Annotated in this window: 11 protein-coding genes; 3 read left to right on the plus strand and 8 right to left on the minus strand. The window is 73.4% G+C overall.

Annotated features, from left to right (window positions below; genetic code table 11):
- Positions 1 to 42: 42 nt before the first annotated feature.
- Positions 43 to 1,968, plus strand: a complete 1,926-nt coding sequence (locus AB0I79_RS28400) for a WD40 repeat domain-containing serine/threonine protein kinase (protein WP_357878750.1) — start codon at positions 43 to 45, stop codon at positions 1,966 to 1,968.
- Between the two features lie 32 nt (positions 1,969 to 2,000).
- Here the strand turns inward: AB0I79_RS28400 and AB0I79_RS28405 are convergent, their stop codons facing one another.
- Positions 2,001 to 2,864, minus strand: a complete 864-nt coding sequence (locus AB0I79_RS28405; protein WP_357878754.1) for an NAD(P)-binding domain-containing protein — start codon at positions 2,862 to 2,864, stop codon at positions 2,001 to 2,003.
- A 90-nt stretch (positions 2,865 to 2,954) separates the two neighbouring features.
- On the opposite strand from AB0I79_RS28405, the gene AB0I79_RS28410 reads away from it, so the two are divergent.
- A complete protein-coding gene (locus tag AB0I79_RS28410) occupies positions 2,955 to 3,527 on the plus strand; it encodes a TetR/AcrR family transcriptional regulator (protein ID WP_357878757.1) in 573 nt (190 codons plus the stop codon).
- Positions 3,528 to 3,554: 27 nt separating this feature from the next.
- On the opposite strand, the gene AB0I79_RS28415 is transcribed toward AB0I79_RS28410, so the two are convergent.
- Positions 3,555 to 4,427, minus strand: a complete 873-nt coding sequence (locus AB0I79_RS28415) for an NAD(P)-binding domain-containing protein (protein ID WP_357878760.1) — start codon at positions 4,425 to 4,427, stop codon at positions 3,555 to 3,557.
- A gap of 140 nt (positions 4,428 to 4,567) precedes the next feature.
- Here AB0I79_RS28415 and AB0I79_RS28420 point away from each other — a divergent pair, with 140 nt between their 5' ends.
- The gene (locus tag AB0I79_RS28420; protein WP_357878763.1) at positions 4,568 to 4,921 is read left to right on the plus strand and encodes a helix-turn-helix domain-containing protein; all 354 of its coding nucleotides are present in this window, start codon (positions 4,568 to 4,570) and stop codon (positions 4,919 to 4,921) included.
- Positions 4,922 to 4,932: 11 nt separating this feature from the next.
- Here the strand turns inward: AB0I79_RS28420 and AB0I79_RS28425 are convergent, their stop codons facing one another.
- The 6 genes from AB0I79_RS28425 to AB0I79_RS28450 form a co-directional block, all read right to left on the minus strand.
- Positions 4,933 to 5,343 carry a VOC family protein gene (locus tag AB0I79_RS28425; protein WP_357878766.1) on the minus strand — a complete coding sequence of 137 codons (411 nt, stop codon included), beginning with the start codon at positions 5,341 to 5,343 and terminating at the stop codon, positions 4,933 to 4,935.
- Between the two features lie 4 nt (positions 5,344 to 5,347).
- Positions 5,348 to 5,812 carry a helix-turn-helix transcriptional regulator gene (locus AB0I79_RS28430; RefSeq protein ID WP_357878769.1) on the minus strand — a complete coding sequence of 155 codons (465 nt, stop codon included), beginning with the start codon at positions 5,810 to 5,812 and terminating at the stop codon, positions 5,348 to 5,350.
- Positions 5,813 to 6,151: 339 nt separating this feature from the next.
- Entirely contained in the window at positions 6,152 to 7,192 is a 1,041-nt protein-coding gene (locus tag AB0I79_RS28435) for a LacI family DNA-binding transcriptional regulator (protein ID WP_357878773.1), read from the minus strand.
- Between the two features lie 479 nt (positions 7,193 to 7,671).
- Entirely contained in the window at positions 7,672 to 9,204 is a 1,533-nt protein-coding gene (locus AB0I79_RS28440; RefSeq protein ID WP_357878777.1) for an FAD/NAD(P)-binding protein, read from the minus strand.
- Positions 9,205 to 9,481: 277 nt separating this feature from the next.
- Positions 9,482 to 11,140 carry an ABC transporter ATP-binding protein gene (locus tag AB0I79_RS28445; RefSeq protein WP_357878780.1) on the minus strand — a complete coding sequence of 553 codons (1,659 nt, stop codon included), beginning with the start codon at positions 11,138 to 11,140 and terminating at the stop codon, positions 9,482 to 9,484.
- Positions 11,137 to 12,765 carry an ABC transporter ATP-binding protein gene (locus AB0I79_RS28450; protein WP_357878783.1) on the minus strand — a complete coding sequence of 543 codons (1,629 nt, stop codon included), beginning with the start codon at positions 12,763 to 12,765 and terminating at the stop codon, positions 11,137 to 11,139. The genes AB0I79_RS28445 and AB0I79_RS28450 overlap by 4 nt, the downstream gene beginning before the upstream one ends.
- Between the last annotated feature and the right edge of the window lie 126 nt (positions 12,766 to 12,891).

The raw sequence follows: 12,891 nt of genomic DNA on the forward strand, positions 1-12,891 counted from the left end.
GGGCACTTGCTGGAGATCCACCGCATGGGATCACAATGGCCCATGGCTGACTTCACGCCGCTGTTGCCCGGTGACCCGGAGGAGCTGGGCGGCCTGGAACTCCTCGGCAGGCTCGGCGAAGGCGGGCAGGGCGTCGTCTACCTCGCCAGGACCCCCATGAACGTGCGCGTGGCCGTCAAGTGGCTGCGCCCGGCCGGGGAGGACGGCTTCGAGCGCTTCCTGCGGGAGGCGGAGGTCGCCCAGCGCGTGGCGCCGTTCTGCACCGCCGCCGTGCTGAGCACGGGCGTCGAGCAGGGCAGGCCGTACATCGTCAGCGAGTACGTCGAGGGCCGCTCGCTGGAGCGGGTGGTCAGGGAGGACGGCCCGCTCGCGGGCGGGGACCTGGAACGGCTGGCCATCGGCACCGCCACCGCGCTCGCCGCGGTCCACCAGGCCAGCGTGGTGCACCGGGACTTCAAACCCGGCAACGTCATCATGGGCGCCACCGGCCCGCGCGTGATCGATTTCGGCATCGCCCGCGCGCTCGGCCCGGCCACCCTGACCAGCAGCACGCAGATCGGGACGCCCGCGTACATGGCTCCCGAGCAGGTCATGGGGCGCGGCGTGGGACCCGCGGCCGACATGTTCGCCTGGGCGGGGACGATGGTCTTCGCGTCCTGCGGGCGAGCGCCGTTCGGCGGCGACGGGGTGCACGCCGTGATGAACCGGGTGCTCAACGCCCGGCCCGATCTGGGCTCGCTCGACGGGCCGCTGGGCGACCTGGTGCTGCGGTGCCTGGCCAAGGAGCCGGAGCGCCGGCCGACGGCCACGGACGTGATCACCTGCCTGCTGCGGAATCCGGAGCCGGGTGCCGACCCGCTCGCGGCGGGCGCCAGGCAGGCCGCTCCCGGCGGTGCCGCGCCCGCGGGTCGTTCCAGGCCGAGGCTCGCCGCGCTCCTCGTCGCCGCGGGGGCCATGATCGTCACGGCCGTCCTGGTGACCGGGCTGGCCGTGCCCGGCTGGCTGCGCCCGCCGGCGCCCTCGCCGTCGGGCCGGGCGGTGACCCCCGCCCCGCCGGTCGCCCCCTCCGAGATCGCGCTGCCCGGCGGCGCGATCACCCTCTACGAGCGCCCGTCCGACCCGATCACCCTGACGGCGTACGAGGTCTACGACAAGAAGCTCGACGAGGACGTCGACTACGCCCGGCAGTCGCTGCGGGGCACGTTCGACGCGTATCCGGACAACGTGGAGTCGCTGGTCTCCCCCGACGGCCGTTTCCTGGCGGGACGGCCGGACGACTACACCTCCGACGGCTACGACTCGCTGCTCATCACCGACAGGCGGGACGGTTCCAGCTTCCGGGTCAAGACCGTCAGGAAACCGCTGGACACCAGCCTCCGCGCCTGGTCGAGGGACAGCTCCAGGATCCTCCTCAACCTCGACAGGAAGACCGAGGACGAGCAGGGCGAGGACGTCTGGACCACCCTGGGCTTCGCCATCGTGGACGTGTCGCGCCGCGAGGTCGACGTGGTGCACGTGGCCGACGACTCCATCCGCGGCGGCAACTTCGGCTGGGACGGCGCCGAACAGGGCGTGGTCGCCGTCTACGGCAAGGACGAGGGGCTGCGCTTCTTCGACGCCGCCGGCAGGCGCGTCCGTGACGTCCCGGGCATCGGGCCGCTGGCGGCCGGCACCCTCGACATCTTCTCCCCCTCGGGCAGGACGTTCGTGACGGGCTGCCCCGGCAGCGACGATCACTGCCTGTGGGACGCGGGCACCGGCAAGCAGGTACGCAGGTTCTCCTCCGACTGCGACAAGGTGCTCGGCTGGTACGACGAGTCGCACCTGTACTGCTGGGAGCACGACAACGGCAGAGACGACGAGGTCCGCGTCGTCGCCTTCGACGGCAAGCTCACGCACAAGCTGCTGGAGTCGGCGGACGAGCTCGAGGTCTCCCCCTACTTCACGGTCACGCCCACGACCTCCTGAGACCCGGCGCCCGGGTGCGCCCTCCGGCTCCGTCAGCGCCGCTTCAGCACGCCGAGCAGGCTGGTGAGGCTGTCCTGGCCGTGGCCGGCGGTGACGCCCCGGCGGAAGATCTCCAGGGCGGCGGCGGGCAGCGAGTCGTCGACGCCGGACTCCTGCGTGGTGCGCAGGACGTGTTCCAGGCTCGCCACGCCCATGGAGACCCGGTCGACGTCCCCCTCGTGGTGGCCCGCGGCGATGCGCGGCGCGTAGAACTCCAGGAAGTAGCGCAGGTCCATGGTCTTCACCGCCCGCGGCAGGAACGCCTCCGCCGAGATCCCGTTGGCCTCCGCCACCGCCTGGCCGTGCAGGTAGCCGAGCAGCGCCGTCCAGAACATGTCGATCCCGATCTGGTAGTACAGCGCCGCCAGCCCGTGGTCAGCACCGAGGTAGTCGATCCCGGTCAGCACCTCGAGGGCGGCCCGGTGCGCCTCGACGGCGTCCTCGGGGCCGCTGTAGTACGTCATGGCGTCCGGCGCGCCGATGCCCGGAGGCGGCACCTGGACGCCGCCGGTGATCTGCACGGCCCCGCGCCCGGCCAGCCAGGCGGCCGCCCGGCGGGCCCTGTCCGGGGTGTCGGAGGTGAGGTTGGCCAGGGTGCGCCCGGCCAGCGCGGCCTCGGGCGCCTGCGCCAGGATGGCGTCCATCGCGTCGTAGTCGGTCAGGCTCAGCACCACCAGCTCGTTCGCGGCGAGCGCCGCCGCCACCGATCCCGCCCGCCGCGCGCCCTGCGTCACCAGCTCGTCCGCCCTGGCAGGCGTGCGGTTCCACACGGTCACGTCGTAACCGGCACGCAGGTAGGCGCCGGCCATGGCGCTCCCCATGGGGCCCAGCCCGATCACGGTCACCGACTTCATCATGGATCTCCCATCGCTGGAACGAACGCTCTATCCAGAACCTGGACCGTAGCACAGCGTTGGAACGAACGCTCTATCCAGTAAGATGCGGTCATGCACGAGATCGGCACCCGGGAGCGGATCGTCCGGACCACCTCGCTCCTGATGCAGCGCCAGGGGTACGAGGCGACGGGCCTCAAGCAGATCTCCCAGGAGGCGCGGGCCACCCTGGGCTCGGTCTACCACTTCTTCCCCGGCGGGAAGCGGGAGCTCGCGGTCGAGGCGGTCCGCCACGGCGGCGCGGAGTTCGCCGAGTTCCTCACCGCGGCCTTCGACCGGGAGGACGACCCCGCCGCGGCGGTCCTCGCCTGCACCCGCGACCTGGCGCGCGACCTGCGCGCGTCCGGGTGGCTGGACGGCTGCCCCGTCACCACCACGGCGCTGGAGAGCGCGGGCCGGGTGCCGGAGCTCCAGCAGGCCGCCGAGGAGGCCTACGAGCAGTGGCGCTCGCTGGTGCGCGACAAGCTCAGGCGCTCCGGCTTCGCCGAGGACGTGGCGCACGACCTCGCGCACAGCGTGATCAACCTGCTGGAGGGCGCGGAGCTGTCGGCGCAGGTGTCCCGGAGCGAGGCGCCGCTGGAGATCGCCGGCAGGCACCTCGCCCGGCTCATCGACTCCTACCGATGAGCCGGCCGGCCCTGACGCGTACGACCGTCACGCCGGCTTCCTGAGCACCTCGGTGAGGGCCGAGATGCTGTGGTCGCCGTGGCCCGCCTCGGCCGCCCGCCGCAGCAGGTCGTAGAGCGGGGCGAGCCAGGCCGTGTCGACGTTCGTCTCCTCGCCCAGCTCCGCGTCGTGAGCCGCGCCGGCGAGGAAGAGGTTCACGGAGGAGGCGGCGTCGGTGTAGTCGCCGCCGTCGATCTCGCGGGCGTAGACCGGCAGCAGGGATTTGATCATGTCCAGCCACTTGCCGGCGAACCGCACCATCGAGCTCACCTCCAGCCCGCGCGCCTGGACGGCGGCGGCGCCCTGGAAGAAGCCGGTGAGGGCGGGCAGCAGCATGGCGCCCACGGCCATCTCGTACAGGGCGGCGAGGTCGCTCTCCTCGCCGAGGTGCACGGTGTCGCCGCCGAGCACCCTCAGCGTCGCCTCGAACTCCTCGAAGACGGACCTGTCGCCGCTGTAGTAGAGCAGCGTCTCCGGCGCTCCCACGGCCGAGGGCACGTTCTTGACCGCTCCGGCCAGGAACCGGGCGCCGAGGCCGCCGGCCCATGCGGCCGTCTCGCGGGCGCCGGCCGGGGAGCCGCTGTTCAGGGTGACCAGGGCCCGGCCGCGAAGCCGCGCGGCGGCCGGCTCCAGGGCCCGCCGGGTGTCGTCGAACGTGGTCAGGCAGGTGACGATCAGCGGGCTCGCCGCCACCGCGTCCTCGACGGCCCGCGCGTGCCCGGCCCCCATCGCGACGAGGGGCGCGGCCTTGGCGGCGGTCCTGTTCCAGACGGTGGTCGGGTGCCCCGCCTCGACGAAGGCGCCGGCCAGTGCCGTGCCCATCGAGCCGAGGCCGATGACGGTCACAGGTGTCGCGGTCATATGCGTACTCCAGCCACAGAGATCGAAGGAGGAGCCACCGGTCTCAGCGCGGCGGCTGCGTCCATGCTGGCCGGAACACGCGCATTCGCTCAAGTACCTACTATTTCCCCGGGTACTGACAAGAATGTCAGTATGGGACCGTGAAGGAGACGAGGAAGCGGACGTTCACGTGCGGGCTCGACGCCGCCATCGCCGTCATGGGAGGCAAGTGGAAGGGGCTGATCCTCTTCGCGCTGCAGGACGGCGCCCTGCGTTTCGGTGAGCTGCGGCGCGCGGTCCCCGGCATCAGCGAGCGGGTGCTGATCTCGCAACTGCGCGAGATGGAGACCACCGGGCTGCTGCATCGCGAGGTGTACCACCAGGTCCCGCCGAAGGTGGAGTACTCGCTCACCGACTTCGGCCATTCGCTCAACAGGGCGATGGCACCGCTGGGCGAGTGGGGGGAGGAGCACATCGAGCGCATCGAGGGCATGCCCTGGGACGAGGTCAGATGAACGGGCGCGGCTCAGCGCACCTCCTGGATGCGGACCAGGTTGCCCGCGGGATCGCGGAAGGCGCAGTCGCGCACCCCGTACGGCTGGTCCATCGGCTCCTGGACGACCTCCGCACCGGCGGCCTGGACCTGCTCGAACGTGCTCTTCAGATCGGCGGTGGCCAGCAGGATCCAGCCGAAGGTGCCCTTGGCCATCATCTCCGCGATGGTGCGCCGCTCGTCGTCGGTGATGCCGGGATCGGCGGCCGGCGGCGCCAGGAGGATGGACGTGCCGGGCTGGCCGGTGGGGCCGACCGTGATCCAGCGCATCTTGCCGCGGCCGACGTCGCTGCGGACCTCGAAGCCGAGGGCGTCGCGGTAGAAGGCCAGGGAGGTGTCCGGGTCGTCGTGGGGAAGAGTCGTGGTGTGAATGGTGATGTCCATGACGTCACGTTAGCCGGGGCGCCTGGACCTGCGCCGCCCGCCGCCTGATCGGGCGGGTCACCTGCTTGGCGACGCAGGACGGCATGCCCGCGGTCGCGCGGGCCGCCTCACGCCGGTAGACGGTGGGCGGCACGCCGACCAGCTCGGTGAAGCGGGTGCTGAAGGTGCCCAGCGACGAGCAGCCGACCGCGAAGCAGACCTCGGTGACGGTCAGGTCGGCCCGGCGCAGCAGCGCCATCGCGCGCTCGATGCGGCGCGTCATCAGGTACGCGTACGGCGACTCGCCGTAGGCGCGCCGGAACTCGCGGCTGAGATGGCCGGCCGACATGTGCACGCCGCGGGCCAGCGCCTCGACGTCCAGCGGCTGCGCGTACTCCCGGTCGATCCGGTCCCGTACGCGCCGCAGCCGCGCGAGGTCGTTCAGGTGGTGCGCCGTGGCCAGGGCGCGGCTCCACGAGGGGTGGCACATGGGACCTTCCTTTCGACCAGGTCCGCACGGGCACCCGTGCGGTCACGCCGGCAGCCGGCTCACCGCGACGGTACGTCCGGACGCGTGATCTGCGCTTCTCGATTCCTGATCGCTCGCCAGGCACCGCCGGGCAGGAAGGGGGGAAGCCCAGGACATGGACGAGCAGTTGTACTCGCACGAAAGGCCCCTCCCGCGGCGCGCGGCCACCCTGCCGCCGACCGTACCGCCAGCCGTGCCGACGACCGTGCCGACGACCGTGCGACGACCGTGCGACGACCGCGCCGACGGCGAAGGCGCCGGTGAGCGGCTCGCGGCGGGCAGCTCGCGGCCGGCGGCGGGCTACCGGGCCGCCGGAGGCGCTGTGGAGCGGCGGGCCACGAGGGTCGGCGTGACGGAGAAGCGCACCGCGGCGGTGCGGCCGGCGATGCGTTCGAGCAGCAGCCGGCCGGCGGTCTTGCCCATGATGGCGCCGTCCTGGTCGATGCTGGTCAGCGCGACGTGCGCGAGGCCGGTGATGCGGGCGTTGTCGTAGCCGGCCACCGAGATGTCGCCGGGCACGGTCAGGCCCGCCTCGTGGATGGCGGCGAGGGCGCCAAAGGCGGCCTGGTCGGCGCCGGCGAAGACGGCGGTGGGGCGGGGGACGCGGGCCAGCAGCTCGCGGGTGCCCTCGTAGCCGCCCTCCTCGGTGTAGGAGGTGGCGGCGATGGCGATGTGCTCGGCCAGGCCGTGCTCGGTCATGACCCGCTCGTAGGTCGTGGCCCTGATCGTGTGCAGCAGGGTGGCGGTGCGGCCGCCGAGGGCGTCCTTCTGGGTGATGTGCGCGATGCGGCGGTGGCCGAGCCCGATGAGGTGCTCGACCACCAGCTCGGCGCCGACCTCGTCGTCGTCGAGCACGCAGTCGTACAGGGCGGAGCGGTCATGGCGGCCGAGCACCACGAGGGGGGTGTCCTTGGCCAGCTTCTCCAGCTGCGCCCTGGTGCAGACCGGGGCGACCCAGAGCACGCCGTCCACCTGCCGGTCCACCAGCGCGTCGCTCGCCCGGCGCTCGTCGGCGGGGTCGCGGCCGCCGCTCTGCACCATGATGGCCTGGTAGCCGCTGGCGGAGATCTCCTCGGTCAGGCCGTCGATGATGTCGGCGAAGAACGGGTTGCGGATGTGCGGCAGCAGCACGCCGATGGTGAAGGTGCGCCCGCGCATGGCCCGGGCCGCGTGCTGCGGGCGGTAGCCGAGCTCGTCGATGGCGGCCTGCACCTTGGCCCGCATCGCCTCGCTGACGCCGTAGGCGTTGCGCAGCACCTTCGACACCGCGGTGGTGGACACCTGGGCGTGCCTGGCCACGTCCGTGATCGTCACCCTGCGCTGCCGGTCTCGTGTGACCATGTGCCGCCTCTCCTCGTCCCGACGTCGCCAGATTGTACGGATCCGCCGCTCCGAACGCGATGGGTAACGTTACCCAGAGCAGCCGGTCAGCGCCTCTCCCTGCTCCCCTCCCGGCGCGACCGACGATGGAAAACCGTTACCCATCGAACCTCTTGACGCTTGGCAGGTTACGCCACCACCCCCACCGCGAAGGCCGGGTTCGACCACCTGGCCGACGTGCGCGCCAAGGGCTACATGCAGGAGGGCTTCGGCTCGGCCACCAACGACCAGGGCATCAAGATGCCGGCCGAGGGCAAGGGCGCGCACCACGCGATGCTCAGCTCCGCGCTGCCGCCGGTGATCGCCACGCTGCCGCAGCACCCGCCGACGACCTGCTTGCGGGCGGCACCGCCGACAGCCCGCCCCTGTCGGCATGCGCCTCTCTCCAGGGTGTGCGTGAGGGCATGCCGGTCGCGGTCCGTGAAGGCCGGCCGTAGACGTCAGGCCGCCGCACGCACCAGCGCCCCGGAGACCTGGGACAGCACGGCCCGCGCCACCGCGTCGGCCCGGCGCGGCAGCGTCACGGGGCTGTCGCCTCCCGTGCCGGCCGCGGCCAGGGAGCCCACGGCGAAGCGGCGGCCGTGGACGGAGCCGTCCCCGCCGACCAGCCGGCCGTCGGGGAGGCGCACGTCCAGCAGGCCCGCCGCTTCACGGCACTCGCCCCGCGCGTACAGGGCGGCGATCAGCGGGTCGGCGCAGCGGTCCAGGCGGGACCGGGGCCGCCGCGCCTCGATGAGCGTCCGCGCCGTCGTCGTGCCGGGAACGGTGGGGCCGCTCGCCCGCCAGCCGTCCTCGCCCTGCTCGATGCGCGGCTCGGCCCCGATGAAGGTGACGACCCCCGCCCTGGCCAGGGCGTGCAGCTCGGCCTGGCGGGCCAGGGACGGGCCGTCGGCCAGCAGGCCGAACAGCCCCTCGAACCACGGATCGCCCGCCATGCGAAGGCGCGCGTCCAGCAGCGCGCGGACCAGCGCCAGATCGAGGCTGAAGCCGGGGTCGGCCCGCCGCTCCAGGTCGGCCGCGAGGTAGCCGTGCATCCACCGTTGCAGCCCGGCCAGGTCGCCGAAGCGCATGCCGTGCAGCGGGCGTTCGAGCCGGTCGAGGTGAAGCCGGTCGGCGAAGCGCGGCACGGACCTGGTCACCAGGGCGCGCATCTCCTTGCCGCCCTGCTCGGCGCGGGCGAAGGCGGGCTCGAACGCCGCCCACGTCGTCCTCGTTCGGGACGGGTGGGCGGTGAACAGTTCCTGGTAGTAGGCGTACGCCAGCTCCTTGGCCGTCGCCTGCCGCGCGTCGCCTTCGTCCGGGAACCTCCGTGGCCTGAATTCGCCGGTCAGGCGGTACCCGGGACGCGCGTGGTGGGGCACGCCGCGCCGCGAGCCCACGTACAGGAGGGGTTCGAAGCCGCCGGGCAGGTAGACCGGCTCGCCCCGGCGTCCCCGGGTGAAGCGGCCGCCGCGCCCGACGGTGAGCGGCGCCAGCAGGTCGGCGAACGCCCGTCCCGCACCGCGCACCAGCACCGGCTCGCCCGCGGGCACGTTCTCCAGGTCAGGCTCCTGATCGGACCCACCGGGCAGGTGGAGCAGCCCGTGCCGGGCGGCGAAGGCCGCCTCCGGCTGCTGAGCGGGCTCGATCGGGACTCCGGGGCGGCCGTGGGCCAGCACCACGGCGTCCGCCTCCAGGGTTCCGCCTCCCATGAGCCGTACGAGCTGCCTGCCGTCCGACTCGGTGAGCCCGATCGCCCGGTCACGGTGCACGCGCACCCGGACGCCGCACGGCGCGTCGCGCACGATCCGCTCCAACGCGTGCTCACCTGCCGGGGCGTCGCTCCCCGGCGGGCGTCCCGTCCCCGGCGGGCCCGGATCCACCACGTGGACCTCCATCGCCCGTCCCCTGCCCGGCGGTGCGGCGTTGGCGCAGATCCTGTCCACCACGCACGTCCCGGCCGGTCCCGCGCCGATCACCACGATCGCGCCCACCGCGCGTCCTCCCTGGATGAGTCCGTGTCGTCACTTCACCGGCGTGCCCTCCTGCGGGTGTCCGGCATCGCGCGCCCGCGGGGCGCCGGGCAGCGGTGACTCATGATCATGACGCTACACACCGCGCTTCCGATAGTCAACTATTCCTACTTGATATGCATGAATTTTGCGGTCTCCTCAGCCGTCCCGACCGCTCGGGCCGCCGGACCGCGCGGCCACGTGGACGCCATCGACCTCGCCGCAGGGCTCCTCGCCCACGGCCGCTCGCCGCCGGGCCTCACGGCCGGGGTGCGAACAGGTGGGACAGCCGCTCGCCGAGCTCGTCGTAGGAGCCTTCGGCGGCGACGCGTCCCTCTTCCAGCAGCACGATGTGGTCGGCCTGGCGGATGGTGGACAGGCGGTGGGCGATGACGAGCGTGGCCCGGCCCGCCGCGGCTTGCCGGAGCGCCTCGGTGAGGCGCTTCTCGTTGTCGGTGTCGAGGTTGGCCACCGCCTCGTCCAGCACGAGCACCGGCGCGCCCGTGGCGAGTGCCCGGGCGACGGCCACCCTGGCGCGCTGCCCGCCGGACAGGGTGACGCCTCGCTCGCCGACCGGCAGTTCGGGGTCGATGGTGAGCTGGGCGGTGCGCAGGGCGCCTGCCACCTCGGCTCCGGGGGCGCCGAGCCGGACGTTCTCCTCGATCGTGCCGGCGAACAGGCGCACGTCCTGCGGCACCACCGTGACGTGCCGGTGCGGTGCGGCGATCCGCGGCAGCGGCACGCCACCCACCAGGATGCGCCCGCCGTCCGGGTCCCAGTAGCGCAGCAGGAGCGACACGCAGGTGGACTTGCCCGCCCCCGAGGCCCCGACCAGGGCGACCGTCTTGCCGTACGGGATGCGGAAGGACACCCCGCGCAGCACTTCGGGCCCATCGGGGGTGTACCGGAAGCGCACGTCCTCGAAGACCACGTCCGGCCGGTCGGCCACCTGGAGCGGCTCGCGCGGCGGGGACACGTTGGCGGGCGCGGTGACCAGCGTGTGCACGCGGTCGGCCGCCGCGCGCAGCGTGCCGTACTCCTTGAGCAGCAGCGCCACCCGCGCCGCGGGGCCCAGCGCGCCGGCGGCCAGCACCATGGCCACCGGGGCGTCGGCCGGGGTGCGGATCACCGTGGCGACCAGGAGCAGCGTCCCGGCCGCCGCGACGGCGAGGAGCAGGTCGGTGAGGGCCGCCTCCAAACCGCCGCGGGCCGCGTTGGCCGCCTGGGCGCGGGCCAGCCGGCGGGTCTTGCGCGCCAGCAGGTCCCTGCGGCGTTCCAGCGCGCGGAAGGCGGTGAGCTCGGGCATGCCCTGGACGGTGTCGATGACGTCGGAGGTCAGCTCGGCGGTGGCGGCGCGCAGCTCGTCGCCCTGCCGGCGCGAGGCCTTGCGGAACCACAGCGGCACGGCCACCACGCACGCGGCCAGCGGCAGCGACACCGTCAGCAGCAGCGGATCGATCGCCGCCGCGGCCACTCCGCCGGCGATCAGCACCGTGCCTGCCGTGATGAGCTGCGCCAGGGTGTGCGCGAACAGCCATTCCAGGGTCTCGATGTCCGAGAGCACGGCCGCCGACAGGTCGCCGCTGCGGCGGCCGAGCAGGCGGGCCGGGGCGATCCTGGCGATCGCGTCGTACACCTGGCCTCTGAGCCTGGCCAGCACCAGGTACGCCAGGTCGTGCGCGACGTAGGTCTCCCACCAGGCGGCCAGCGTGGCCACGGCGACCAGCCCGCCGAGCACGGCGCCGGCCAGGTCGAGCGGCGCGCTCTGCCCGCTGATCGCCCGGCCGACGAGCCAGGCGCCGGTGACGGCCGCGCCGAGCGCCGCGAGTTGCCCGAGCAGGTTCGAGACGAGGGTGGAGACGAAGGCGCGGCGGTGCGCGCCGACGGCGCCCGCGAGCCAGCGGATGGACGGGTTCATGCCACGGTCTCCAGAAGGGTGCCGTTCTCCAGGGTCACCACGTGGTCGGCCTGGTGGATGGTGTCGGGCCGGTGGGCGATCATCAGGCAGGTACGGCCGCGCCGCACCTCGGACAGGGCCTGCTCGGTGCGCGCGTCCACGTGCGAGGTGGCCTCGTCGAGCACCAGGACGGGGGCGCCGGCCAGCAGCGCCCGCGCGATGGCCAGGCGCTGCCGCTGACCGCCCGACAGTGTCGCCCCGCGCTCCCCCAGCGGCGTGTCGTAGCCGTCGGGCAGCGTGGCGATGAAGTCATGGGCGGCGGCCAGCCGGGCGGCGGCGACCAGGTCCTCGTCTGCGGCGTCCGGTCTGGCCAGGCGCAGGTTCTCGGCGACGGTGCCGTGGAAGAGGTAGGTGTCCTGCGCCACCACCGCGACCCCGCCGCGCAGGGTGTCGAGCGTGAGGTCGCGCACGTCGATCCCGCCGATCGTGATCCGTCCCTGGTCGGGGTCGTGGTGGCGTTGCAGGAGGGCGGCGAGCGTGCTCTTGCCCGCGCCGGACGGGCCGACCAGGGCGACGGTGCGGCCCGGCTCGACGGTGAAGGAGACGTCGCGGACGGCGGGCTGCCGGGAGCCCGGGTAGGTGAAGGTGACGTGCTCGAACGTGATGGCGGGCGCCGCGGGGAGGTCGCGCCGCGTGCCCCGGTCCTCGACGGCGGGGGACGCCGACAGCAGGGCCTCGATGCCGTCGACCGCCGTGATCCCGAGATATCCGGCGTGCCAGGCGTCGGAGAGGCCCTTCACCGGGCGGAAGCACTCCACGGCGATCACCAGGACCGCGAACACCTGCCACGCGCTGCCCGCGGTCGTGGCGGCGAGGATGGCCGCGGCCGTGCCCGCCTGGACGAAGAACGTGCTGATCCCGGTCTCCACCAGCGAGATCCTGAGCTGGCGCATGGTGGTCAGGTAGAGGTCGTGAGCCCGCCCGGCCAGCCGCGCGCCGAGCGTGCCGACGGCGCCGAACGCCCGCAGCGTCGCCATGCCCTGCATGGCCTCCAGGTAGTCGGAGGCGAGCGCGGCGAACGCGGCCCACCGGCCGCGCCCCCGCCGCAGCAGCGTCGCGTCCCAGAACCGCGGAATGATCAGGACCCCCGCCACCGCCACGGCCAGGACCGCCGCCGCCGGCACGTTGACCGTGAACAGCCAGCCGACCAGCGCCACCGGCACGCAGAAGGTGATGACGACCTGCGGCAGGTAGCGGCTGAAGTACGGGTCGAGCCCCTCCACGCCCTCGACCAGCGTGGTCTGCACGTTCCCGGTGCGGGCGCCGGCCAGGTGAGCGGGCCCCAGCCGGCCGAGGTGGACGATCAGCCGGTCGCGCAGCCTGGCCTTGATCAGCCCGCCGGCCCACACGGTCACGGCCTCCCTGGCCCACAGCAGCGCCGCCCGTGCCGCGATGACCGCCAGGGCCCAGGCCAGCAGGCGCACCGCGGCCATGGCGTCGCCGCGCACCAGAGCTGCCAGGGCCGCGGTGAGCAGGAGGGCCTGGGCGACGTACGCGGCGCTGACGGCCAGGCCCAGCCCCACGCAGGCCGCGATGGGCCCGCTGACGCTGCCGGCCAGGTGCAGCAGCCGGCGATGAACGATCACTCGCTGTCCTTTCCGATCCGGCGGGAGGCACGAGCCGCCCTTGATGCGAAGGATCGTAAATGATAACTATTTTCACCGTCTAGGGTTGATAATGGTTTTCACAACTGGAGGTCCCATGCGCCGCGG

The sequence above is a fragment of the Nonomuraea sp. NPDC050202 genome (genome assembly GCF_040656115.1).
In the GTDB taxonomy this organism is placed as follows: Bacteria; Actinomycetota; Actinomycetes; order Streptosporangiales; family Streptosporangiaceae; genus Nonomuraea.

What these genes read in the sequence shown, in the direction of transcription:
- AB0I79_RS28445 (WP_357878780.1), bottom strand. Translation starts at nt 11,140, where the DNA reads ATGAACCCGTCCATCCGCTGGCTCGCGGGCGCCGTCGGCGCGCACCGC.
- AB0I79_RS28405 (WP_357878754.1), bottom strand. Translation starts at nt 2,864, where the DNA reads ATGATGAAGTCGGTGACCGTGATCGGGCTGGGCCCCATGGGGAGCGCC.
- AB0I79_RS28415 (WP_357878760.1), bottom strand. Translation starts at nt 4,427, where the DNA reads ATGACCGCGACACCTGTGACCGTCATCGGCCTCGGCTCGATGGGCACG.
- AB0I79_RS28400 (WP_357878750.1), top strand. Translation starts at nt 43, where the DNA reads ATGGCTGACTTCACGCCGCTGTTGCCCGGTGACCCGGAGGAGCTGGGC.
- AB0I79_RS28410 (WP_357878757.1), top strand. Translation starts at nt 2,955, where the DNA reads ATGCACGAGATCGGCACCCGGGAGCGGATCGTCCGGACCACCTCGCTC.
- AB0I79_RS28435 (WP_357878773.1), bottom strand. Translation starts at nt 7,192, where the DNA reads ATGGTCACACGAGACCGGCAGCGCAGGGTGACGATCACGGACGTGGCC.
- AB0I79_RS28430 (WP_357878769.1), bottom strand. Translation starts at nt 5,812, where the DNA reads ATGTGCCACCCCTCGTGGAGCCGCGCCCTGGCCACGGCGCACCACCTG.
- AB0I79_RS28425 (WP_357878766.1), bottom strand. Translation starts at nt 5,343, where the DNA reads ATGGACATCACCATTCACACCACGACTCTTCCCCACGACGACCCGGAC.